We start from the raw sequence: 22,014 nt of genomic DNA, 5'->3' as shown, positions 1-22,014 counted from the left end.
CGACCGTCTGCTCATGACGCCGGAAGTCCAACGTGTGGACCGCCGGCTGGTGACTGCCGCCATCGGCCTCGCCTACCGATCGGCTCCGGGAATCGCCCTCGCCGAGCTGTCGCTGTCCATAGTCACCGGTCTTCTGCCGGTCGGCATTGGTCTGCTCACCAAACTCATCGTCGACCGGCTCGCCAGCCCCGGGGGTGGTTCGCTGGGCACGGTTGTCGGGTTGGCCGCCGGGCTCGCCGTCGCAGGGGTGGCGGTTGCCGCACTGCCGCACTTCCAGCGGTACGTGAGCGCGGAGTGGCGGCGGGCCGTCGGGCTCCGCGCACAGACCGACATGTACGCCGCGGTCAACCGGTTGCCCGGTATCGGCCGGCTGGAGGACCCGGCCTTCCGGGACCACCTGAACCTGGCGGACGATGCCGGTCGCAACAGCCCGATCGCGGTGGCCGGTGGTGGGTTGGAACTCCTCCGCGGCGTCGTCACGGTGACCGGCTTCGCCGCTACGTTGGCCCTGCTCAATCCCTGGATGGTGGGTGTGCTCATGCTGGCCGCCATGCCCACCGCCCAGGCCGAACTGCGACTGTCCCGGCAGCGGGCCCAGTTACTGTGGACGCTCAGCCCGACCGAGCGGCGCCAGTACTTCTACGCCGAGTTGCTGACCGGTTTGGCGGCGGCCAAGGAGATCCGCCTGTTCAATCTCGGTGACCTGTTCGGCGGGCGGATGCTCCGGGAGCTACGAGCGCTCAACGCGGCGAACCGGCGGATGGACCGCCAGGAGGTCCTGGTGCAGGGTGGGCTGACGATCGCGGCCGCCGCCATCGCCGGCGCCGGCCTGGTCTGGGCCGTCCAGGCCGCCCGTTCCGGTCGGCTTGGCATCGGCGACGTAACCCTCTTCATCGCCGCGGTGGCCGGCGTGCAGGGGGCCGTCGCGGGCGGGATCAGCCGCTTCGCCGACGCCCACCAGTCCCTGCTCCGATTCGCCCACTACCGGGAGGTTCTCGCCGCCACGCCGGACCTGGCCCTGGCCGCCGAGCCGGTAGCGGTCCCCCCGCTGCGGGACGCCATCGAGCTGCGCGACGTTTGGTTCCGGTACAGCGACGACCACCCGTGGGTGCTACGCGGCGTCGACCTGACCATCCCGTACGACCGGACAGTCGCACTCGTCGGGCTCAACGGAGCCGGTAAGAGCACCGTGGTGAAGCTGTTGACCCGGTTCTACGATCCGAGCCGAGGCAGTGTGCGCTGGGACGGGGTCGACTACCGGGAGCTGGACATCAACCAGCTCCGGGACCGGATCGGCGCCACGTTCCAGGACTTCATGTGCTACGACCTGTCCGCCGCGGAAAACATCGGGGTGGGTGACAGCGCCGCGCTGGACGACACCGAACGGATCGTCGCCGCGGCGGAGCGGGCCGGCGCGCACGACACCGTGGCGGCCCTCCCCCGCGGGTACGCGACGCAGCTCAGCCGGCTGTTCGCCGAGTCCGCTGAGCACGCCGCGCCGGGCATCGGTGTACTGCTCTCCGGTGGCCAGTGGCAGCGGCTGGCGCTGGCCCGGTCGTTCCTGCGCGCCGACCGGGACCTGTTGATCCTCGACGAGCCGAGCTCCGGCCTGGACGCCGAGGCGGAGGCTGACCTGCACCGACGGCTCCGCGAGCTGCGCCAGGGACGGACCACGCTGCTGATCTCGCACCGGTTGGGGACCGTCCGGGACGCCGATCACATCGTGGTGCTCCGCGACGGGGTGATCGCCGAACAGGGCAGCCACGACGAACTCCTGCTGGCGCAGGGAGCGTACGCCCGGCTGTTCAACCTCCAGGCCGCCGGCTACCAGCCGGCGGCGGCCTGACGGGGGTGGCGGATGCCGCTGGTGCTCACCGGCCTGGCCGGGCTGGCGCTGGGCCTCCTGCTGGCCGGCCTCCGCCGCCGGTGGGTGCTGGTGACGGTGGACGGTCCGTCCATGCTGCCGGCGCTCCGGCCCGGTGAGCGGGTGCTGGTCCGACGGATCCGGGCCCGGGAGATCCGCACCGGTGACATCGTGGTGGCCGAGAACCCGGACGCGGGCGTCTGGCGGACCACGCCGTTGTCGGCGCGCGCGGCTCCGAGCGCGGACCGGCGGTGGATCGTGAAGCGGGCGGTCGCCGTTCCCGGTGACCCGCTGCCTGCCGAACTGGTCGGCACGTCCAACGCGGGAGCGTCCCGCGTGCCGCCCGGACACTTCGTGCTGATCGGCGACAACCGGCGGCAGAGCGTGGACTCCCGTGCCTTCGGCCTCGTACCCGCCGACCGCATCCTCGGCCCGATCCGCCCCATGTCGGGCTCGGCGGGCGGGGCACGCGGTAGTCGCGGCTCGCGCGAGCGCGGGCAGGTCGGTACATAGTGGATCTGCCTACCCGCCAGATCGCGGAATACGGAAGGCGCTCAGACCCCGGTCAGGGTTGACCATTCGTGGTCGGGCAGGGTCATCAGGGCGGCGAGGCGATCCTGGTCCGGCGGCGCGGCGTTGTCCCCGGGCACGGCGAGCACCCGGGCCGCGAGCAGGTGCCCGAGTCGCAGGGAGGCGACCTCGCCGAGACCGCGCAGCAGCGCGGACAGGTAGCCGGCCGCGAACGCGTCGCCGGCACCGACCGGTTCCACCACCGGCACCCGCAACGCCGGCACGAAGGTCGCCGGCCCGTGCCGGGGCAGGGCCGTGGCACCAACCGCGGCGTCCTTGACCACCACGGTCGCCGGGCCGGGCAGCAGCCGGCGGACCTCGGCCGGATCCACGGCGCCCCAGATGGTGCGCGCCTCGTCCAACCCGACGAATACCACGTCGGCCGCGTCGGCGAGGCGCAGCAGCAGGTCACCGGCCATCCGGTCCTGCCACAGCCGGGGTCGGTAGTTGACGTCGAAGCTGACGATGGCCCCTGCCAACGGCCGATCCGTCATGGCGTGCTCGACAAGGCGCAGGCAGGATGGCGACAGTCCGGCGGTGATTCCGGTCAGGTGCAGCAGTCGGGCCCCGGTCAGCCGCGGCCGGCGCAGCACGTCCGTGCTCAGCCGGGAAGCCGCCGACCCGGTCCGGTAGTAGTGCGCCCGGGTCCCGTCCGACCCCGGCTCCTTGACGTAGAGCCCGGTCGGCGCGACCGGGTCGACATCGACGAGGTCGATGTCGACGCCGTCGGTGGCGAGCCGCCGGAGGATCCTCCGCCCGAACGGATCGTTGCCCACCCGGCTCACCCACGCCACCCGGTGTCCCAGGGCGGCCAGGGTGGCCGCCAGGTTGGACTCGGCGCCCCCGACGCCGAGCGTGACGCGCTCGGCGTCGGTGAGCGAAACCCCCGGATCCGGGGCGAGCACCGCCATCGTCTCGCCCACGGTCACCACCTCGGGTGTCCCGCCGGTCCCGATGCCGGTCATCGGGCCGATCCGGTGAGTTGGGCGGCGATCCGGCCGGCGGCCACGGGGTCGAGGTCGCCGTCGACCACCGCCACCCGGTGCCGTCCCCGCCGCTCGGCGCCGGCCGCCAGCACGTACGGCCGGTCGAAGGCGAACGCCACGCACACCCCCGGGTACATCGCGCCCCGGACGAACCACCGGTCGCCGGGACCCAGGCCAGTGAACACGAGAGTGTAGCTCGCGTCGCCGGTGTCGGTGCCGGCGAGCGCGACCCACGGTTCGGCGGTGCCGTTGACCGCGGCCTCACCCGCTGATGTGGCGGTGAAGATCCGCGGTGGGGCGCCGGCCGCCACCCGCCAGAAGAAGCCGCCATAGCCGGCGCCGCCGGGGCGGCCGTTGGTGGCCGGACTGCCAATCGTCACCGACCGGTCCGGCGCGGTCAGCGTGTACGCCACGTCGAGCGCCCACCCCCGCCGGTCCGGCAGCGCCACCGCGGCCACCGTGCGCCGCTCGGTGAGCAGCACGTCCCCGGCCGGCGTCCGCCATTCGAGGCGGTGCGCCAGCCGTCGTGGAGTGCGCGTCTCCCAGGCGGTGTGCGCGATCCGCCCGTGATCGGAGCGCCAGGTGTAACCGGTGCCCCGGACGTAGGTTCTGCCGCCCCACAGGTTGGTGCCGTTGACGTCTTGGACCGCGAGCGAGACACCGAGGTGCCACACGTGGTCGGCCGGCAGGGCGTCGGTCACCACCGTGCCCGCCAGGGTACGCACGGGGTGCAGGTACGGACGGGGTCCGTGCGTCGGGTCCAGGTCGGGGTCGACGACGTACCGGGCCACCTCGATCCCGCCGACGGCGAGCCGGGGTTCGTCGCCGCTGGTCACGGGTGCTCCGGGTGGGCGACCCGGGCGCGGGCGGCGACCGCGTGCGTCGCGGCGAGGGCGTACCCGGCGAGGATCGGCACCGCTGCCGGGGTGATCAGGACGGCGAGCAGCGCCGCGACGAGCCCGACGCCGGTGACGGCGGCCCAGGTGACCGGCCGAGAGAGGCAGGTCCCGGCGGCGGCCCGGGCGGCGGCCCGCCAACCCTGGCCACCACCGCGCCCGACCTCGACCACCACCAGCGCGGCGTACCCGGCCAGCCCGGCCGTCACCAACCCCGTGACGAGCACCGCCGGCCCGCCGCCGGGAACCCGGCCGGCGCTCAGCGCGGCGATGTCGATGACCAGCAGGGTGCCGACGGCCAGCGCCAGCAGGGTCACCGGCACACCGGGCAGCAGCGCCCGGCCGAACCGGGCGGCGATCCGGCGCGGCTCGGGCCACCGCCCGTCGGTCACCCAGTCGTGCACCGCCGCGCTCGCCGTCGCCGCCGCGGCACCCGCGGTCAGCACCGGCGCCGCCGCGAGCACCAGCAGGATGCCGACGAGGGCGAGGTCGGCGGCGTCCCGCAGCACGTCCCGCCAGTCCCGCCGCGACGGGGCCGGCGGGTGTTCCGGCCAGGGCGTCGGCAGCCGTCCGTCCACCCCGAACGGCCGGTGGGCGGTCATCCCTTCAACCCGCTGGTGTTGATGCCCTCGACGAGCATTCGCTGGAAGGCCAGGAAGAACAGGAAGACCGGCAGCAGCGACAGCACCGACATGGCGAACATCGGCCCGATGGCGCTCTGGCCGGTCGAGTCGATGAACAGGGTCAGCGCCACCGGCACGGTGTAGTCCTCCAGTTGGGACAGGTAGACGAGTTGCCGGAAGAAGTCGTTCCAGGTCCAGATGAACGAGAAGATCGCGGTGGTGACCAGCGCCGGCCGGCTGAGCGGCAGGATGACGTGCCGGAAGATGCCGTACGAGGTGGATCCGTCGATCTTCGCGGCCTCGTCCAGCTCGCGCGGGATGCCCCGCATGAACTGCACCATGAGGAAGACGAAGAACGCCTCGGTGGCGAGGAACTGCGGGATCAGCAACGGCAGGTACGGCCATTCGCCGCCGACCAGGCCGAGGCTGCGGAACAGGATGTACTGCGGCACGATCAGCACGTGACCGGGCAGCAGCAGGGTTCCGATCATGATGGCGAACCAGAAGCCGCGCAGCCGAAACCGCAGCCGGGCGAAGGCATACGCGGCGAACAGGCAGGACACCGCGTTGCCGACCACGGTCAGCAGGCTCACCATGGCGCTGTTGAGGAAGAACCGGCCGAAGCTGACATCGAAGTTGGCCCACCCGTCGGCGAAGTTGCCGGGAGTGAACTTCTCGGGCAGCAGGCCGATGTTGCTGACGATCTCCTCCTGCGACTTGACCGAGGTGCCGATCATCCAGAACAGCGGATAGAGCACCACCGCGAGGATCAGGACCAGGACGATCAGCCGGACGACCTGACGTTGCCGGCTGCCGGGGGGTACCCGGCGGACCGGTCGGCGGCCGTCCGGACCGTTGCCGTCCGGACCGTTGCCGTCCGGACCGCGGCGGTCCGGTCCGATCGTCGGGGCAACCGTCGCCATCACCGCTCCCCGTCGGAGTAGTGCACCCAGAACCTGCCGGTGCTGAAGAAGACCACGGTGATGACCGCGATCGCGACCAGGAACACCCAGGCCATCGCCGAGGCGTAGCCCATCTCCAGGTCGGTGAAGCCCGCGATGTAGAGGTTCAGCGTGTACATGAGGGTGGAGTCGACCGGCCCGCCGGTGCCGTTGCTGAGCACGAAGGCGGCGGTGAACCCCTGGAAACCGTTGATGGTCTCCAACACCAGGTTGAAGAAGATCACCGGGGAGAGCATCGGCAGCGTGACGTCACGGAACTGGCGGATCGGCCCGGCGCCGTCGACGGCCGCGGCCTCGTACAGTTCCGTCGGCACCTGCTTGAGCCCGGCCAGAAAGATCACCATGGGGGCGCCGAACTGCCAGATGGCCAGCACCATCAGGGTCTGCAACGCCCAGTCCGGATCGTTGACCCAGGGCTTGCCCTGGATCCCGACCAGGCTCAGGAAGGAGTTGAACGCGCCGTCCCGGTTGAACATGCTTACCCAGACGATGGCCAGCGCGACGCTGCCGCCGAGCAGCGACGGCAGGTAGAACAGGCTGCGGAACAGCCCGACCCCGCGCCAGGTCCGGTTGAGCAGCAGGGCCACCGCCAGCGCGGCGGCCAGTTTGAGCGGCACCGCGATCAGCGCGAAGGTCAGCGTGACCCGGACCGAGTGCCAGTACGACGGATCGCTTGTGAACATCCGTTCGTAGTTGGCCAACCCCACCCATTCCACCTCGGACCACGGCGTCAGGATGTCGTAGTTGGTGAAGCTCAGGTAGAGCGACAGCAGCATCGGGATGGCCGTGATGGCCATCAGCCCGACGAGCCAGGGTGAGAGGAAGACGTACCCGGCCAGGCCCTCGCCGTCCCGGGTCCGCCCCGGTCCACGCCGGGTGGCGTGGCCCGGGGCGGGCGCGGTGCCGGGCCGGGTCGGGTCGGGCGCCGTGGTCAGGACCACCAGCCGGCTCCTTTCCGAGCGTTCGTCGCTGGCGTGATCAGGCGATCGCCGACTTGCAGGCTTCGACGAGCTGGGCCGCCGCCTGGGCCGGGGTGGCCCGGCCGTACTGCGCGTTCTCGGCGGCCTTGGTGAGTTCACTGCGGACCTTGCTGTGTCCCTTGAGCGGGACCTGTGGCGCCTTGCCGAACTTCTCCGCCAGCTCGGTCTCGACCTGGATCGACTGCTTCATCGCCGGGTCGGTGACATTGGCACTGATCTCCTGCCGGATATCCATATTGGACGGCAGGCCGCGGTCGGTGCCGAGGATCCTGGCGGCCTCCGGGTCGTTCATCATGAAGTTGATGACGTCCACGGCGACGTCCTTGTGCTCGCTGCCGCGGAACACCGACCAGTACATGGACGCCCGCGCCCACTGCGCGCTCGGATCGCCCGGGTAGGCCACCACACCCAACTCGTTCTTGGTGTTCTTCTTCAACTCGGGCATCTGGTTGACCCACACCCAGGAGGTGGCGGCTTTGCCGGTGACCACGAGTTGCTTGGTGATGTCGGTGGCGTTGCCCTCGTGGATCACGTCGGGGGTCGGCGTGGCGCCCCGGTCCCGGGCGCCCTTCCACAGCTCGAACCACCTGGTCGCGTCCTCGACGGTGAAGCCGAGTTCGGTGCCCTTGTAGAGGTCCTTGCCCTGCTGCCGCAGCCAGATCCAGAACGCCTTGTCGACCGCGCTCGGGTCCTGGGTCCCGGGCACCTTTGTCGTCTTCGACACCTGCTCAGCCCAGGCGATGTGCTCCTCCCAGCTCATGCCGGTGGTGGGTTCCGGCAGGCCGTGTTGGGTCAGCAGCGTCTTGTTGTAGACCAGTCCCTGGGTGTTCTCCCCGGCGGCGATCCCGGCCAGCTTGCCGTCGACCATGCCGTACTGCCACAGGCTCTCGGGGAACTTCGAGACGTCCAACTTCCCGTCGTCCTTGTACGAGGTCAGGTCGAGGGTGCTGTTCCGGGACGCGTACTCGGTGAGGTAGTTGTCGTCGATCTGGAACAGGTCCGGCGGGTTGCCGCCGGCGGTGAGGGTGGCCAGCTTGTCGAAGTAGCCCTGGTTGGCCTGCCAGGTCTTCTCGAACGTGACGTTCGGATGCTTCTTGGTGTAGAGGGCGAGGGCGTCCTCGGTCAGCTTGGCCCGGGCCTCACCGCCCCACCAGAAGACCGACAGCTTGACCGGCGCGTTCGGGTCGGCACTCGACGAGGAGTCGGCACCGCAGGCCGCGGATCCGAGGACCAGCGGCACCGTGACCAGCGCGGCGAGCAGACCGCGCAGCGTTCGGCGTCGGGACACGAGGGTACGGTGAGATGGTCCGGCTGGTGCGCCGGCGGTGGTGGACGTTGCGGGGTGCATGAGCGCTCACTCCTTGTGTCAGGAAGCGACGGACCCACCGGTGGTCACGACCGGATGGTCCGGGTCCGCAGGGCGATGCGGACCCGGGCCGGCCAGCCCGGCACCGGACGGGTTACGGCCGCTCCGGAGCACCGGCGCGGTCGAGTCGCGGATGACCAGTTCGGTCTGGAGCATTACCTGGGCGGTGGTGCGACGGTCGTCGGCCGCGGCGTACCGGCCGGCCCGCATGACGCGGGAGGTGCCGGCGTCCTGTTGCAGCAGCATGTCGACGGCCGTCCGGCCGGCGGCCGCGGTTGGCGTGGCCACCGTCGTCAACTTGGGCCGGGTGAGCCGGCTCAGCGCGATGTCGTCGATGCCGACGACACTCACGTCCTGCGGCACCCGGACCCCGAGTGCGTCGAGCCCTTCGATCAGGCCGATCGCCATCAGGTCGTTGTAGGCCAGCACGGCGGAGGCACCCGAGCGGCGGACCTGCTCGGCCAGCGCGCTGCCGCCGATCCCGGTGGGTGGGTTGGGTCCGAGCACGGCGAGGTCGGCACCACCGGCGCGGGCCGCGGCGCTCGCCGCCCGCCGCATCTCCCGGTTGGTCCACGACCCCCGGGGGCCACCGAGCAGCGCGATGGTGCGGTGCCCGAGGCCGAGCAGGTGCTCGACGGCCGACCGGGCACCCTGACCGACGTCCATCACGACGCACGGCAGTCCGGGCACCTGCCGGTTGATGACCACCAGCGGCACCTCCCGGCTGAGCTGTTCGATCAGGCTGTTGCTCATCCGTGGGCTGCACAGCAGGATCCCGTCCACCTGCTTGGCCAGCGCGTGGACCAGGTCCTCCTCCGCGGTCGGATCCTCGTTCGTGTCGGCCACGAAGACGTGGTAGTCGCGGAGTCGGGCCTGCCGCTCCGCTGCCTTGATCAGGGGCGGGAAGAACGGGTTGGCGATGTCGGCGACGATCAGGCCGACGTTGTGCGTCCGTCCCGTGATCAGGGCGCGGGCGGCGCGGTTGGGCCGGTAGCCCAGTTCCTCGGCGCAGGCCAGCACGCGGCCCCGGGTTTCCGGGTTGACCAGGTGTGGAGCCGAGAAGGTCCGGGAGACCGTGGAGATGTGCACGCCGGATGCCTTGGCGACGTCCCGAATGGTGGCTGGCACGAGGGCTGCTCCGTCCGGTGTGGCGACGGTCACGAGGTGCCGCCAATTAATGCAAACGGTTGCGCCGCTGTCAACGCCTCACCGTTTCGGTTCGATGTCTGCACGGCTTCGCTGATGCGGCATAGACCGACGAATCAGGATGTATAGCCCGGGTTGGATCCGAAGCGTTGACGCGATCGGGGGCGCCGTGGTTACTTCGCTGCAAACCTTTGCAGCCTGGTCTCGCTCAGCCCTGGGAGGCGACCGCCCGATGCCACCGCGATCCCCGGCCCGGCTCCGCTACGCGATAGTGGGCACCGGCGCGCGGGCCGAGATGTTCGTCCGCGCCCTGGTCCGCGACCATGCCGACACCGCCGAGCTGGTCGCGTTCGCCGACGTCAACAAGTCCCGGATGGACACCCACAACCGGTGGCTGGCCGAGCTGGGCAAGACCCCGGTGCCCACCTATCCGGCCGCCGACTTCGTCACCATGCTCGACAAGGAACGGGTCGACGTGGCGCTGGTGACCACTGTCGACGCCACCCACGACGAGTACATCGTGGCGGCCCTGCGGGCCGGTCGCGACGTGGTGACCGAGAAACCGATGACCGTCGACGCACCGCGCTGCCGGCGGATCCTGGACGCGGTGGCGGAGACCGGCGGAACGGTACGGGTGGCCTTCAACTACCGCTACAACCCGCTGCACGAACGGCTGCGCCGGATGCTCGCCGACGGGGCGGTCGGCGAGATCGGCTCGGTGCACTTCGAGTGGCTGCTCGACGTCCGGCACGGGGCCGACTACTTCCGCCGCTGGCACCGCGACAAGGCCAACTCGGGCGGCCTGCTGGTACACAAGGCGAGCCACCACTTCGACCTGGTCAACTGGTGGCTGGACGCCACCCCGGTCGAGGTGTACGCCGCCGGCCGGCTGTTCTTCTACGGCGAGCCCGGCCGTCGGCACGGGTACGCCCGGGACTACGACCGGGCGCACGGAGCCGACGCGGCGGTGGACGATCCGTTCGCCCTGCGCATGGCCGACCATCCGCGGCTGCGGGAGCTGTACCTCCACGCCGAGGTCGAGGACGGTTACCGGCGCGACCGCAACGTCTTCGCGCCCGGCGTCACCATCGAGGACGACCTGGCGGTCCTCGCCCGCTACTCCACGGGCGCCACCATGACGTACCACCTGACCGCGTACGCCCCGTACGAGGGCTACCGGGTCATGGTCAACGGCAGCCGCGGCCGGTTGGAGCTGGAGGTGGTGGAGAGCGACTTCGTCAGCCCGGCCGCGGCCGGGGCGTTGAAGGGCGCCGCCCTGCACGGGGACGAGGCGGCGACGGAGTCCGGCTCGGTGAGCCTCACCCTGCGCCCGTTCTGGGAGCCACCGCGACAGATCCCGGTCGACGGCCACACCCGGGAGGGCCACGGCGGGGCGGACGCCCGGATGACCCGGGTGCTGTTCGGCGGTGCCGCCGACCCGCTCGGCCGCACCGCGACCGCGCGCGACGGCGCCCTGGCCCTGCTCACCGGCCTGGCCGCCAACCGGTCGGCCGAGACCGGCCACGTCGTCCGGGTCGCCGACCTGCTGACCCTCCCTGATCGCTAAGGAGCCGCCCACCGTGCCCACCGACTCCCGCGCCGACCTGTTGTTCCCGGCCGAACCGGGCCAGCGCTCGCTGGCTCGGCGCCTGTACGCCGTGGCGGCGCAGTTACCGATCATCTCCCCGCACGGCCACGTCGATCCGGCGATCCTGGCCGAGGACCGGCCGTTTCCCGATCCCGCACAGCTGATCATCGTGCCCGACCACTACCTGACCCGGATGCTGCTCAGCCAGGGCGTGCCGCCGGCGGACCTGGGCGTTCCGACGCTGGACGGCAGCCCGGTGGAGACGGACGGCCGGCGGATCTGGCGCCGGTTCGCCGACCACTGGCACCTCTTCCGCGCGACCCCGTCCCGACTCTGGCTGGAGCAGACGTTCCGCGAGGTGTTCGGGGTGACCACGCCGCTGTCACCGGCGACCGCGGACACCGTCTACGACGAGGTAGCGGCGCGGCTCGCCGAACCCGAGTTCCGGCCTCGGGCGCTGTTCGAGCGGTTCAACATCGAGGTGCTGGCCACCACCGAGTCGCCGCTGGACGACCTGGGCTGGCACGCCAAGCTGGCCGCCGACGGATGGGGCGGGCCGGGCGGCCGGGTGGTCACCACGTTCCGGCCGGACAACGTAGTGGACATGGAGTTCGACGGCTGGGCCGGCAATCTCGACCGGCTGGGCGAGGTCACCGGCACGGACACCGGAACGTACGCCGGGTTCCTGGCGGCGCTGCGGCAGCGCCGGGAGGCGTTCATCGCGGCCGGCGCCACCTCCTCCGACCACGGCCACCCGACGGCCCGCACCCTGGACCTCGACCCGGCGGAGGCCGCCCGGCTCTACGACCGGGGCCGGCGCGGCCTCGCCGACCCGGCCGACGCCGAGGCGTTCCGGGCGCACATGCTCGTCGAGTTCGCCCGGATGTCCATCGAGGACGGTCTGGTGATGCAGCTGCACCCGGGAGCGGTACGCAACCACAACCGGTGGCTGTACGCGCGGCACGGCCGGGACGTGGGCGGCGACGTGCCGCAGGCCACCGAGTACCCGCACGCGCTGGCGCCGCTGCTGGACGCGTACGGCAACGACCCGCGGCTGCGGCTGGTCCTCTACACGCTGGACGAGTACACGTTCAGCCGCGAGCTGGCCCCGCTCGCCGGCGGCTACGCCGCCGTCTATCTCGGCGCGCCCTGGTGGTTCCTGGACTCGCCCGAGGTGCTGCGCCGGTTCCGGGAGTCGGTGACCGAGTCGGCGGGCTTCTACAACACGGCCGGGTTCGTGGACGACACCCGGGCGTTCTGCTCCATCCCGGTCCGGCACGACGTGGCCCGCCGGGTGGACGCCGCGTACCTGGCCCGGCTGGTGACCGAGCACCGGCTCACCGAGGACGAGGCGGCCGACACCATCGCCGACCTGGCGTACCGGCTGCCGAAGCGGGTCTTCAAGTTCGGGAGGCCGGCATGACTACAATCGTCTCCGTCGACGTACACGACGTCCGGTTCCCGACGGCCGCGGCGGGCGACGGATCGGACGCGATCAACCGGGGCGACTACTCGGCGACGTACGTGGAGTTGCGCACCGACGCCGGCCCGACCGGGGCCGGTTTCACCTTCACCAACGGGCGGGGCAACGAGATCACCTGCGCCGCGGTCCGGGCGCTGGCGCACCACGTCACCGGCCGCACCGTCGAGCGGATCGTGGCCGAGCCGGTGGCGTTCTGGCGCTCGCTCACCGCCGACGCACAGCTTCGTTGGCTGGGCCCGGAGAAGGGGGTCATCCACATGGCCACCGGCGCCCTGGTCAACGCGGTGTGGGACCTGCGCGCGAAGCTGGCCGGCCAGCCGTTGTGGCGGCTGCTCGCCGACATGTCCACGGCGGAGCTGGTGGCCAGCGTCGACTTCCACCACATCACCGACGCGCTGACGCCGGACGAGGCCGCCGCGATCCTGGACAAGGGACGCGACGGGATGGCCGACCGGCTCGCGGTGCTCGACCGGGACGGCTTCCCGTCGTACACCACCTCCGTCGGCTGGCTCGGCTACCCGGATGACAAGGTCCGGGCGCTGACCCGGACGGCGTACGACGACGGCTGGCGGGCGATGAAGATGAAGGTCGGCGGGGATCCCGCCGACGACCTGCGGCGGGCCCGGATCATCCGGGCCGAGATCGGTCCGGAGGCGCTGTTGATGCTGGACGCCAACCAGGTGTGGGACGTCGACGAGGCGATCCGGAACATGGCCGCGCTGGCCGAGGTGGACCCGTACTGGATCGAGGAACCGACGCACGCCGACGACGTGCTGGGCCACGCCCGGATCGCCCGCGCGGTCGACGAGCTGACCGGTGGCCGGTGCCGGGTGGCCACCGGCGAGGTGGCCGCGAACCGGGTCATCTTCAAGCAGCTGCTCCAGGCCGAGGCGATCGGCGTGATGCAGATCGACGCCTGCCGGGTCGGCGGGGTGAACGAGGTGCTGGCCGAGCTGCTGCTGGCGGCGAAGTTCGGGGTGCCGGTCTGCCCGCACGCCGGCGGGGTGGGACTCTGTGAATACGTGCAGCACCTGGCGATCTTCGACTACCTGCGGGTCGGCACCAGCCTCGCCGGCCGGATGGTGGAATACGTCGACCACCTGCACGAACATTTCGTCGACCCGGTGCGCACCCGGGACGGCCGGTACCTGCCGCCCACCGCACCCGGCTACAGCGCGGCGATGCGACCGGAGTCGGTCGCGGAGTTCCGATTCCCGGACGGCCCGGCATGGCACTGACCGTCGGGGCGTCGCGGTTGGGGCTGGCCGCGCTGCGCCGGCTGCCGGTGGAGAGTCGCCCGCTGGTGCGGCCGGGCACCGTTCGGGCCGGCATCCTGCACCTCGGGCTGAGCGCCTTCCACCGGGCCCACCAGGCTGTCTACACCGAGGCCGCGCTGGCGGTGGCCGGCGGCGACTGGGCCATCGTGGGCGTGGCGCCGCGCAGCACCGCGGTGGCCGACGCGCTGCGCGCCCAGGATGCCCTGTTCAGCGTGACCAGCCTGTCCCCCGACGGATGCCACACCCGGGTGGTCGGGGCGCTGGCCGAGATACGGCACGCGGCCAGCGATCCGGTGGCCGTGGTGACGTTGCTCGCCGCTCCGTCGATCCGGGTTGTCACGCTGACCGTCACCGAGAAGGCGTACCACCTCGACCCGGCCACCGGCCGGTTCCGGCCGGACGCCGCGGTGGTCGCGGACCTCCGCGCCGACCGGCCACCAGGCACCGTGCCGGGCCTGCTGGTCCGCGGTCTGCTGGCCCGCGCCGCTGCGGACTCCGGGCCGCTCGCCCTGGTGAGCTGCGACAACCTGCCGGCGAACGGGCACCGGCTGCGGGGCCTCGTGGAGCAGGCGCTGGCCTTCGCCAGGGTTCCGTCGGCCGCGCTGGACTGGGTGGGGCGAAACGTCACGTTCCCCGGCACCATGGTGGACCGGATCGTGCCGGCGAGCACCCCGGCAACGGTCGCCGACGCCGCCCGTGCCCTGGGGGTGACCGACCTGGCCGCCGTCGCCGCCGAGCCGTACCGGCAGTGGGTGATCGAGGACGACTTCCCGGCCGGGCGGCCGGCCTGGGAGCGGGCCGGGGCGGTGTTGGCCACCGACGCCGGCCCGTGGGAGCGGTTGAAGCTGCGTACCCTCAACGGTGTCCACTCAGCCGCCGCGTACCTCGGCGCGCTCGCCGGCCGGGAGACGATCGCCGACGCGCTGGCCGTGCCGCACCTGAGCACGGTCCTCCGCCGGCTGGTGGCGCAGGACGTGGCGGCCAGCTTCACCCCGCCGGACGAGGTGTCGGTGATCGACTACGGCGATCAGGTCCTCGACCGGTTCGCCAACCCGGCGATCCGCTACCAGACCCGCCAGGTGGCGGGGGACGGCTCGCAGAAGCTGCCCCAGCGGGTCCTGCACACAATCGCGGACCTACGGTCGGCCGGCGCCCCGGCGCGATGGGCCACGCTTGTGGTCGCGGCCTGGATGCGGTACGTCCGGGGCCGGGCCGACGACGGCACGGAACTGCCGCTGGACGACCCGTTGGCCGACCGGATCCGCGCCTTGCTTGTCGATCGGCCAGACACGCCGACGGGGGTGGCCGAGGCGTTGTTCGGCCTCACCGAGGTCTTCCCGCCGGACCTGGCCGAGGACGACGAGGTCCGTGCCGCGGTGATCGGCTGGTTGACCGAACTCGACCGGTACGGCGTGTCGGGGACCTTGGCGAGGGCGGCGTGAGCGGCCCCGGCAAGGACGGTGCGGGCCGCCCCGGGCAGGGTGGCATCGCGGCCGTGCCGCGGGTGGCGGTGATCGGCGCCAACGGGCACGGTCGCTGGCACCGCCGCGCGATCGCGCCGATGCACGCCGCGGGACAGGCGCGCCTGGTCGCGCTCGTCGACATCCAGCCGGTGGAGCCGGACCCGGCGGCGGCGGTGCCGGACGAGGTGTCCATCTTCACCGATCACCGGGAGATGCTGCGCAGCGCCCGGCCGGATGTGGTGGTGGTCTGCACGCCGCCGCATACGCACCTGCCGCTCGCGCTCGACGTGCTTGCCGCGGGGGCCGACCTGCTGCTGGAGAAGCCACCGGTGGTGTCCATGATGGAGCATCGGGAGCTGGCCGCGATGCTCGACGCGACCGGGCGGGCCTGCCAGGTGGGCTTCCAGGCACTCGGGTCGGCCGCACTTGTCGAGCTGCTGACGGCGGTCGCGGCCGGCCGGCTGGGCACCGTGACCGGAATCGGCGCGGTGGCGGCCTGGCAGCGGGGCGACGCCTACTATTCCCGGGCGCCGTGGGCCGGGCGGCGACTGCTGAACGGGCGGCCGGTGGCGGACGGGGCGTTGGCGAATCCGCTCGCGCACGCCGTGATGCAGGGCTTGGCGGTCGCGGCGGGTGTGGCCGGCGAGCCGGCCGTGCCGGTCCGGGTCGAGCTGGAACGCTACCGGGTCAGGCCGATCGAGGTGGACGACACGGCCACGATCCGGGTGACCAACCGGTCGGGGCCGCCGGTGCTGGTGGCGGTCACGTTGGCCGCCGAGGGCTTCATCGCCGGTGAGATCGTCGTCCGTGGTACGGCCGGCGACGCGGTGCTGGAGTACCCGACCGATCGGTTGTGGCTGCCCGGGGAGGACGCGCTGCGGCCGGTGCCCGGCCGGGTCGGCCTGCTGGCCAACCTGCTCGCCCACCGCGCCGACCCGGAGCGGGTGCCGCTTATCGCACCGCTGGCGCGCACGGCCGGCTTCACCAGGGTGCTGGAGGCGGTCCTCGGGGCGCCCGAACCGGTGCTGCTCGGCGGCGATCTGGTGCGGCACGCCGGTCCCCGCGTGGACCGGGTGCACATGATCAGCGGCATCGACGGCCTGCTGCGGACCGCAGCGGACCGCGGCCGGCTGCTGTCGGAGCTGGCGGTGCCGTGGGCGGTTCGGCCCTACCGCGTGTCACTGGCCGGAAGGGAGACGGCCGGCTGAGCCGGTCCGACCCGGACCCTGTCCATCGCCGTGCATCGATAGAGGTTCGCCCACTCGCACGGGCCGGGTCCGGTCATTGTCGCGCCCGCGGGTACGCTGGCCGCCTGCCCGGATCCAGCGAAGGCGGCCTTTATGATCATGGCGCTGTTGCTCGACCTCGCCAACATCGTGGGCGGCTTCCTGCTCGCCGTCGCCCTGCTGCGCCGGATACCTCGCGCCGGCGACGAAATCGGTCGCGTCGCCGGGCGGCTCGCCCCGTTCGGCTGGGTGGTCGGGGTCGTCGCGCTGGCGGCCGGCGGGTACTACCTCATCGTGCACCTGATCTCCGGACCACAGGTCTTCCATTTCGAGGTCGTCGGGGTCGCGGTGGGGGTCGCCCTGTTGTGGGACCGCCTCACCGGGCGTCCGGCTCGGGACGAGGAAACCAGGGACGCTGCCGGCCCGCGCCTGCTGCTCGCGATCTTCGGCATCATCGCGATCATCATCGGCGTCCAGGGCCTGTTCACCTCGGACGGTTGACAGCTGACGCCAGCACGGCCGCGGGATGGCGTACGCCGTCACGCCCAGGTCCTGGCGTGCTCCGCGAAGTGGTCCGGGTCGCTCTCCACCGGCAGGACACAGAGAAGGTGACCGCCCGGCGCCCGCAGCACCCGGCACTCCCGCCACTGCGACACCTGCGTCGCGCCGAGCGCGACGAGGCGCGCCGTCTCGGCCGCTACGTCGTCCGTCTCGATGTCAAGGTGGTAGCGGGGAGCGTCGTCGACCGACTGGACGGCCGTCACCAGCCCGGGCAGGGCCCCGTCCAGGCCGGTGAACTCCGGCTCCGCGGTGCTTGACCGGGTCGGCACGCCGAAGGCCGCCGACCAGAAGTCCACCGACCGGGCCGCCTCCGCTGCGGGGGCGTCGATCAGGAGCGCGTAGACCCGGCTTCGATGCATGCGGCGGAGAGTACCGCTCGGCAAGGGCCGTGTCCGGACTCACCGGACGAACGAGAAGATCGTCCCGGACTCGTCCAGCGACCGGGGCCGCCCCGCGAGACGGTGCACTCCCACCGAGAACAGCGCGCCCTCCGGCGCGTGGAACGCCTCCTGCGCGAATCCGCTGTCCCGGAACCAGCCACGTACCGCTGGCGTGAGGTCCGGCGCCTCCCGGGTCCTGGTCCAGATGACCGTGCCGCCCTCGGCACACAGTTGCGGGAGGGACAGCACGGTCCGCCGCACGTCGGCGTCCGTGATGTTGCCCAGTACGCCCACCATGAGCACCAGATCCGCCGGGACCGCACCGACGTAGGAGGCCAGCCGCCCCGCGTCCGCCTGCCGCACCGTCAGGTTCGACAGGCCCGCCCGTTCCGCGGCGGCGCGGGCCACGGCGACGTTGCGCGGGTCGTACTCGATAAGCGTCGCCTGTACCCGCCCGGCGTCCGGCCGGCCGGCGAGCACGCCGATCAGGTCGCGGCCCTGACCCGCACACGCGCTGACCACCCGTACCCGCCCGGCCGAGCGGGTCAGCCATCGGTCGATCTGCCCCCGCACGATCCGCAGCCGTCGGGACAATTCGGACGTCTCGTCGTCGTACGCGTCGTGCCAGGCCCGCCAGTCGGTGCTCGACCCTCCGTGGGCCGCGGGGTCGGCGCGGTCGTTCATGCCGCCAGCCTGCCATCGACCCGGACGCCACTCACACCCGGCCGACAGCGGTACGTCATCGCTTTCACCGGCCGGCGAGGCCGGGATGGTGTGCCGGGAAGCGGCGGATCGGGGACGCGGTGACGGACCGGCGCCGCTCGCCGTTCACAAACACGGGTTCCCACCGCAGCAGCGAGTGGTGCAATTCGGTCAGCTCCGGATCCGGCTCGATACCGAGTTCCTCGCGGAAGACGTCCGCCGCCGACCGGTACCCGGCCAGTGCCAGGTCGTGTTCGCCGAGCCGGTGGTGAGCGAGTATCTTCAGCCACCAGGCCCGGCCGCGTAGGGGCGCGACCGCCAGCAGGTCACCGAGTTCCCGTACTGCCCGGTCGGGATCGCCGACCGCGATCCGGGCCTCCGCGATCCGCTCCACCGCCCGCATCCGCTGCTCGTCGAGGGCGTCCAACCAGCTGCCGACCGCGCCGTGTCGCGGCACTCCCGCGGCGGCCTCGACCCCGCGCCACAGGTGCAGCGCCAGCTCCAGCCGCTCGATCGTCCGCCGCGGCCCGGCGGCCTCGGCGCCCGCCTCCGCGACGAGCTGGGTGAACCGCAGATGGTCACAGTCGACGTCCGTCACCCGCAGCAGATAGCCTCCGGGTTTGCGCTCCAGCCGCACCGGACTGCCGCTCAGGACCTCACGCAGTATCCGCACGTACGTACGGATGTTGGCGACCGCCGACGGCGGCGGATCCGCCTCCCACATCATCCGCACCAGACGGTCCACGCTTACCGACCGGTTGGCCTGGGACAGCAGGATGGCGAGCAGGCTCAACGGCTTACTTCCCCGGACCTGCCGGACGCCGGTCAGCAGGTGCACTTCGATCGGACCGAGCACACGCACGGTCAACTCCACGGGCGTCCTCCCCGTCAGTTCGCCGTGTGGGGTATGCGTACCATGGACTGTCTACAGTTTCAATATCCACAAGGCGCCCGCCGGTCCACATCGGAGTCGGCTGCCCGGCGGGTCCCCGGCGGAAGAACTATCCGTCGGCCGGCCGGTCGCCGGTCGCCGCGGTGATGGGTCCGTCCTCCGCGTAGCGGCGCAGCGCGACGCCCAGCACCCGGTCCAGCGGCACCAGCCCGAACGTACGCGAGTCGGTGCTGGCGTCCCGGTTGTCGCCGAGCACCACCGCGCGTCCGGCGGGTACCTCGGCGAACCGGCCCTCCCGGTCGACGCCCGGCGGCATCGGGTCACCGGGCAGCGCGGCGAGACGCTTGATGATCCAGGCACGGCTTCGGACCGCGCCGCCGGAGGCGCGCCACATCCACGTGCCCCGGAGGTACGGTCGCTCCAGCACCACGATCTGGCCGACCCGTAGCCGCCGGGCGGGCAACCGGCGGACCATCACCCGGTCCCGGCCCCGCAGCGTCGGCTCCATGCTGCCGCCCTCGATCGTGACCACCACGACGCGGGCGCGCAACCAGCCGATTCCCGCGCCCACCACGACCGCGAGGCCGCCCATGACAAATGCCGCCGTCACCGCTGCGCTCCCACAGCCGCGTACCCCTCGGCCTGCAACGCGAACAACCGAGCGTAGTGCCCGTCCATCGCAATGAGCGCGTCGTGGTCACCCTGCTCCACCACGACACCCTGGTCGAGCACCACGATCGTGTCGGCGTCGCGCACCGCGCCGAGCCGGTGCGAGATGAGCAGGCTCGTCTGCCCGGCCCGATGCTCGCGCAACCGACAATGGACCTGGTACTCGGCCTCGGCGTCGAGGCCCGCACTGGGCTCGTCGAGGATCAGCAGGTCGCGTGCGTCCCGCACAAGGGCGCGGGCGAGCGCCACCCGCTGCCACTGGCCGCCCGACAACACCACACCCGGGTGCGCGGTGTCATCGGAGAAGATCCGGGTCAACATCGTGTCGTACCCGGACGGGAGACCGGCGAGGGTCGAGTGGATACCGGCGCGCTCGGCGGCCCGAGTCACCGCCTGCTCGTCGCGGGCCGCGGCGAGGTCACCGAAGGCGATGTTGTCCCGAACGGGAAGGTCGTAGTGCATGAAATCCTGGAAGATGCCGCTCAACCGGTCCCGCAGCGACTCGACCGGCACCTCCCGGATGTCCACGCCGTCCCATTGGATGGAGCCGCGCGTCGGGTCGTAGAAGCGGCACAGCAACTTCACGATCGTGGTTTTTCCGGCACCGTTGACCCCGACCAGCGCCATCGTCTGTCCATGAGGGATGGTCATGTCGACGCCGCGCAGGATCCACGGATGATCGTCGGAATACCGGAACCAGACATCGCGCAACACGATGCCGTCACACAGCCGTGGCAGCGGCCGGGGCGATTCGGCCCTCGGGAGGTCGGGGGCGGCGTCGACGACCTCGAGATACCGTCTGAAAATCAGCAGGTGCTGGTGCGCGACGGCCAGCCCACCCGCCAGCACGCCGAGGTTGGTCTGCACCGACGCCACCGCCGCCACGAAAATCGACACATCCCCCACGGTCAGCGTCCCCGCCACGGCCGACCGCACCGCCCAGAACAGTCCGGCCGCCGCGATCCCGGCCGCGATCCCCGCCAGCCCGCCCTGCGTGAGCAACGTCCAGCGGTCCATCCGCCGGTGCAGGCGGTTGATCGACGTACGGTCGCGTTTCATCCGCCGCCGCAGGTGGTCGCCGAGGTTGAACAGGCGGATCTCCTTGGCGGCCGCCACATCGCCCAGCAGCCGGGCGTAGAAGGTCTCCCGACGTTCCAGCCCGCTGATCTCGAGGGTCGTCTGGACCCGTCTGCGAGCCAGCCGGACCTCCCCGATGAACGTGGGCACGGCGCCCAGGACGACGATCCAGGCCATCTGTGGGGCAACCACGAGCAGCATGCCGAAGAAACCCACAATGGTGACGCCGGTACGGATCAGCCCGAGCGTCGTCAGGATAATCTGCCCCGGCGTCTCCTGGCCGGTCTGCTGGGCCATCCGGAGCCGGTCGAGGAAGGCGGGATCCTCGAAACGGCCCAGCCCCTGGAAACGGTTGACCGCGCGGTACAACCGGTCCTGCGCGACGAGACTGGCCTTGCGCCCGAGATCCTCCTGGACATACTGCGACAGATGCGGCTGCAGGGCAGCGACCAGACCGGCCGCCAGCAGACCACCGACGATGCCGGCGAGAGCGGACCAGGCCGGTCGCGGGCTCGCCAGTTCGTCGAGCATGCCCTTCGTGAACCAGGCCGCCACCACCGGTACGGCGGCCGCGGCCACCGACAACGTGACGAGGACGGCGAAGGCGACCGGTGCCGCCCGGGCCGCGAGGCCGACCGCCCCGCCGAGGGTCCGTACCAACCTCACGCCGGCACCGCGGCGGAGGGCCGGGCCACCTGAACGCCGGTCTCGGTGATCACGCCCTGGGAGTCGACAGCGCACACCGCGGGGAAGGCCCGTACCGCGAACGCCGTGATCGCCTCGTGGGCCTGGTCGTCGACAAGCACCGTGGCGACCTTGGCCAGCGGCTCGACGTACTCGTCGGCCGGCTCGGGCCCCTTCTCCACGACCGCGAGCGCCCGCTTCGTTGCGGCGGCCGCCACGAAACCGGGCAACACGTCCTTACAGGCGGAGCAGCCGGGTGAGAAGAAGCCCACGAGGGTCGGCTCCCTGAACCAGTCGAGGCCGACGACGGTTCCGTCGACCGCCGTGGCGGTGAACGGCGAGACGTCGGAGCCGACCGGCCTCGTCGAGGCACCCCGCTCCGCCGGCTCCAGTCCGTCGAGCAGGTGCCCATACTGGCGCATCCGCCGGGTCAGGCCCAGCGTCAACAGCAGGTTCACGAGGCCGAGCGCGCCCACCAGGACGACGGCGGCGGTCAGGAACGGCATGGGAGTGCTCCTCCGGGGTGCGGGTGTGCGACGTGCGGCCGCGTGACTGTACGCAGGTCGAGATACATGGCGCCTACATCGAGCCGTGTATTGATCACGTACGTCGGCGGACT

Annotated in this window: 21 protein-coding genes; 8 read left to right on the top strand and 13 right to left on the bottom strand. The window is 71.9% G+C overall.

Annotated features, from left to right (window positions below; translation table 11 throughout):
- Nucleotides 1–13: 13 nt before the first annotated feature.
- Together ACFQUZ_RS04715 and ACFQUZ_RS04710 are read left to right on the top strand one after the other, a co-directional pair.
- The gene (locus tag ACFQUZ_RS04715; RefSeq protein WP_377437955.1) at nucleotides 14–1,846 is read left to right on the top strand and encodes an ABC transporter ATP-binding protein; all 1,833 of its coding nucleotides are present in this window, start codon (nucleotides 14–16) and stop codon (nucleotides 1,844–1,846) included.
- A 12-nt stretch (nucleotides 1,847–1,858) separates the two neighbouring features.
- Nucleotides 1,859–2,377: a S26 family signal peptidase gene (locus ACFQUZ_RS04710; RefSeq protein ID WP_377437952.1), complete on the top strand. Its 519-nt coding sequence runs from the start codon at nucleotides 1,859–1,861 to the stop codon at nucleotides 2,375–2,377.
- Between the two features lie 41 nt (nucleotides 2,378–2,418).
- Here ACFQUZ_RS04710 and ACFQUZ_RS04705 read toward each other — a convergent pair whose 3' ends face one another.
- The 7 genes from ACFQUZ_RS04705 to ACFQUZ_RS04675 form a co-directional block, all read right to left on the bottom strand.
- Nucleotides 2,419–3,399, bottom strand: a complete 981-nt coding sequence (locus ACFQUZ_RS04705) for a sugar kinase (protein WP_377437949.1) — start codon at nucleotides 3,397–3,399, stop codon at nucleotides 2,419–2,421.
- Entirely contained in the window at nucleotides 3,396–4,256 is an 861-nt protein-coding gene (locus ACFQUZ_RS04700; RefSeq protein ID WP_377437947.1) for a PmoA family protein, read from the bottom strand. The genes ACFQUZ_RS04705 and ACFQUZ_RS04700 overlap by 4 nt, the downstream gene beginning before the upstream one ends.
- Nucleotides 4,253–4,918, bottom strand: a complete 666-nt coding sequence (locus ACFQUZ_RS04695) for a hypothetical protein (protein ID WP_377437944.1) — start codon at nucleotides 4,916–4,918, stop codon at nucleotides 4,253–4,255. Before ACFQUZ_RS04695 ends, ACFQUZ_RS04700 begins: the two co-directional genes overlap by 4 nt.
- Nucleotides 4,915–5,676, bottom strand: a complete 762-nt coding sequence (locus ACFQUZ_RS04690) for a carbohydrate ABC transporter permease (protein ID WP_377438159.1) — start codon at nucleotides 5,674–5,676, stop codon at nucleotides 4,915–4,917. The genes ACFQUZ_RS04695 and ACFQUZ_RS04690 overlap by 4 nt, the downstream gene beginning before the upstream one ends.
- A 185-nt stretch (nucleotides 5,677–5,861) precedes the next feature.
- A complete protein-coding gene (locus tag ACFQUZ_RS04685; protein ID WP_377437941.1) occupies nucleotides 5,862–6,842 on the bottom strand; it encodes a carbohydrate ABC transporter permease in 981 nt (326 codons plus the stop codon).
- A 37-nt stretch (nucleotides 6,843–6,879) separates the two neighbouring features.
- Nucleotides 6,880–8,229: an ABC transporter substrate-binding protein gene (locus ACFQUZ_RS04680; protein ID WP_377437939.1), complete on the bottom strand. Its 1,350-nt coding sequence runs from the start codon at nucleotides 8,227–8,229 to the stop codon at nucleotides 6,880–6,882.
- An 18-nt stretch (nucleotides 8,230–8,247) separates the two neighbouring features.
- The gene (locus ACFQUZ_RS04675) at nucleotides 8,248–9,375 is read right to left on the bottom strand and encodes a LacI family DNA-binding transcriptional regulator (RefSeq protein ID WP_377437936.1); all 1,128 of its coding nucleotides are present in this window, start codon (nucleotides 9,373–9,375) and stop codon (nucleotides 8,248–8,250) included.
- A gap of 250 nt (nucleotides 9,376–9,625) precedes the next feature.
- On the opposite strand from ACFQUZ_RS04675, the gene ACFQUZ_RS04670 reads away from it, so the two are divergent.
- The 6 genes from ACFQUZ_RS04670 to ACFQUZ_RS04645 all read left to right on the top strand — a co-directional run bounded on the left by ACFQUZ_RS04670 (nucleotide 9,626) and on the right by ACFQUZ_RS04645 (nucleotide 16,931).
- Nucleotides 9,626–10,960, top strand: a complete 1,335-nt coding sequence (locus tag ACFQUZ_RS04670) for a Gfo/Idh/MocA family protein (protein ID WP_377437933.1) — start codon at nucleotides 9,626–9,628, stop codon at nucleotides 10,958–10,960.
- 13 nt (nucleotides 10,961–10,973) lie between these two features.
- Nucleotides 10,974–12,404: a glucuronate isomerase gene (uxaC, locus tag ACFQUZ_RS04665; RefSeq protein ID WP_377437930.1), complete on the top strand. Its 1,431-nt coding sequence runs from the start codon at nucleotides 10,974–10,976 to the stop codon at nucleotides 12,402–12,404.
- Nucleotides 12,401–13,702, top strand: coding sequence for an enolase C-terminal domain-like protein (locus tag ACFQUZ_RS04660; RefSeq protein ID WP_377437928.1), 1,302 nt, complete (start codon nucleotides 12,401–12,403; stop codon nucleotides 13,700–13,702). The genes uxaC and ACFQUZ_RS04660 overlap by 4 nt, the downstream gene beginning before the upstream one ends.
- Entirely contained in the window at nucleotides 13,693–15,183 is a 1,491-nt protein-coding gene (locus ACFQUZ_RS04655) for a mannitol dehydrogenase family protein (RefSeq protein WP_377437926.1), read from the top strand. The genes ACFQUZ_RS04660 and ACFQUZ_RS04655 overlap by 10 nt, the downstream gene beginning before the upstream one ends.
- Nucleotides 15,180–16,412 (top strand): Gfo/Idh/MocA family protein, encoded by a 1,233-nt coding sequence (locus ACFQUZ_RS04650; RefSeq protein WP_377437923.1) that lies wholly within the window; start codon nucleotides 15,180–15,182, stop codon nucleotides 16,410–16,412. The genes ACFQUZ_RS04655 and ACFQUZ_RS04650 overlap by 4 nt, the downstream gene beginning before the upstream one ends.
- A 132-nt stretch (nucleotides 16,413–16,544) precedes the next feature.
- The gene (locus tag ACFQUZ_RS04645; RefSeq protein WP_377437921.1) at nucleotides 16,545–16,931 is read left to right on the top strand and encodes a hypothetical protein; all 387 of its coding nucleotides are present in this window, start codon (nucleotides 16,545–16,547) and stop codon (nucleotides 16,929–16,931) included.
- A gap of 38 nt (nucleotides 16,932–16,969) precedes the next feature.
- Here the strand turns inward: ACFQUZ_RS04645 and ACFQUZ_RS04640 are convergent, their stop codons facing one another.
- The 6 genes from ACFQUZ_RS04640 to ACFQUZ_RS04615 all read right to left on the bottom strand — a co-directional run bounded on the left by ACFQUZ_RS04640 (nucleotide 16,970) and on the right by ACFQUZ_RS04615 (nucleotide 21,901).
- A complete protein-coding gene (locus ACFQUZ_RS04640; RefSeq protein WP_377437920.1) occupies nucleotides 16,970–17,350 on the bottom strand; it encodes a VOC family protein in 381 nt (126 codons plus the stop codon).
- 39 nt (nucleotides 17,351–17,389) lie between these two features.
- Nucleotides 17,390–18,055 carry a class I SAM-dependent methyltransferase family protein gene (locus ACFQUZ_RS04635; protein WP_377437917.1) on the bottom strand — a complete coding sequence of 222 codons (666 nt, stop codon included), beginning with the start codon at nucleotides 18,053–18,055 and terminating at the stop codon, nucleotides 17,390–17,392.
- A gap of 64 nt (nucleotides 18,056–18,119) precedes the next feature.
- Nucleotides 18,120–18,947, bottom strand: coding sequence for a BTAD domain-containing putative transcriptional regulator (locus ACFQUZ_RS04630; protein ID WP_377437915.1), 828 nt, complete (start codon nucleotides 18,945–18,947; stop codon nucleotides 18,120–18,122).
- A gap of 127 nt (nucleotides 18,948–19,074) precedes the next feature.
- A complete protein-coding gene (locus ACFQUZ_RS04625; protein WP_377437913.1) occupies nucleotides 19,075–19,575 on the bottom strand; it encodes a S26 family signal peptidase in 501 nt (166 codons plus the stop codon).
- Nucleotides 19,572–21,377, bottom strand: a complete 1,806-nt coding sequence (locus ACFQUZ_RS04620; protein ID WP_377437911.1) for an ABC transporter ATP-binding protein — start codon at nucleotides 21,375–21,377, stop codon at nucleotides 19,572–19,574. The genes ACFQUZ_RS04625 and ACFQUZ_RS04620 overlap by 4 nt, the downstream gene beginning before the upstream one ends.
- Nucleotides 21,374–21,901, bottom strand: a complete 528-nt coding sequence (locus tag ACFQUZ_RS04615; protein ID WP_377437909.1) for a TlpA family protein disulfide reductase — start codon at nucleotides 21,899–21,901, stop codon at nucleotides 21,374–21,376. Before ACFQUZ_RS04615 ends, ACFQUZ_RS04620 begins: the two co-directional genes overlap by 4 nt.
- Between the last annotated feature and the right edge of the window lie 113 nt (nucleotides 21,902–22,014).

The organism is Plantactinospora sp. GCM10030261 (genome assembly GCF_042666615.1).
Taxonomy (GTDB): Bacteria; Actinomycetota; Actinomycetes; order Mycobacteriales; family Micromonosporaceae; genus KBS50.
This window is presented reverse-complemented; position numbering and strand designations above follow the sequence as displayed.

Bases quoted from the DNA above. Each gene is read 5' to 3' on its own strand.
- ACFQUZ_RS04645 (WP_377437921.1), top strand. From the start codon at position 16,545: ATGATCATGGCGCTGTTGCTCGACCTCGCCAACATCGTGGGCGGCTTC.
- ACFQUZ_RS04640 (WP_377437920.1), bottom strand. From the start codon at position 17,350: ATGCATCGAAGCCGGGTCTACGCGCTCCTGATCGACGCCCCCGCAGCG.
- ACFQUZ_RS04715 (WP_377437955.1), top strand. From the start codon at position 14: ATGACGCCGGAAGTCCAACGTGTGGACCGCCGGCTGGTGACTGCCGCC.
- ACFQUZ_RS04695 (WP_377437944.1), bottom strand. From the start codon at position 4,918: ATGACCGCCCACCGGCCGTTCGGGGTGGACGGACGGCTGCCGACGCCC.
- ACFQUZ_RS04680 (WP_377437939.1), bottom strand. From the start codon at position 8,229: ATGCACCCCGCAACGTCCACCACCGCCGGCGCACCAGCCGGACCATCT.
- ACFQUZ_RS04705 (WP_377437949.1), bottom strand. From the start codon at position 3,399: ATGACCGGCATCGGGACCGGCGGGACACCCGAGGTGGTGACCGTGGGC.
- ACFQUZ_RS04635 (WP_377437917.1), bottom strand. From the start codon at position 18,055: ATGAACGACCGCGCCGACCCCGCGGCCCACGGAGGGTCGAGCACCGAC.
- ACFQUZ_RS04660 (WP_377437928.1), top strand. From the start codon at position 12,401: ATGACTACAATCGTCTCCGTCGACGTACACGACGTCCGGTTCCCGACG.
- ACFQUZ_RS04615 (WP_377437909.1), bottom strand. From the start codon at position 21,901: ATGCCGTTCCTGACCGCCGCCGTCGTCCTGGTGGGCGCGCTCGGCCTC.
- ACFQUZ_RS04655 (WP_377437926.1), top strand. From the start codon at position 13,693: ATGGCACTGACCGTCGGGGCGTCGCGGTTGGGGCTGGCCGCGCTGCGC.
- ACFQUZ_RS04710 (WP_377437952.1), top strand. From the start codon at position 1,859: ATGCCGCTGGTGCTCACCGGCCTGGCCGGGCTGGCGCTGGGCCTCCTG.
- ACFQUZ_RS04690 (WP_377438159.1), bottom strand. From the start codon at position 5,676: ATGATCGGCACCTCGGTCAAGTCGCAGGAGGAGATCGTCAGCAACATC.
- ACFQUZ_RS04670 (WP_377437933.1), top strand. From the start codon at position 9,626: ATGCCACCGCGATCCCCGGCCCGGCTCCGCTACGCGATAGTGGGCACC.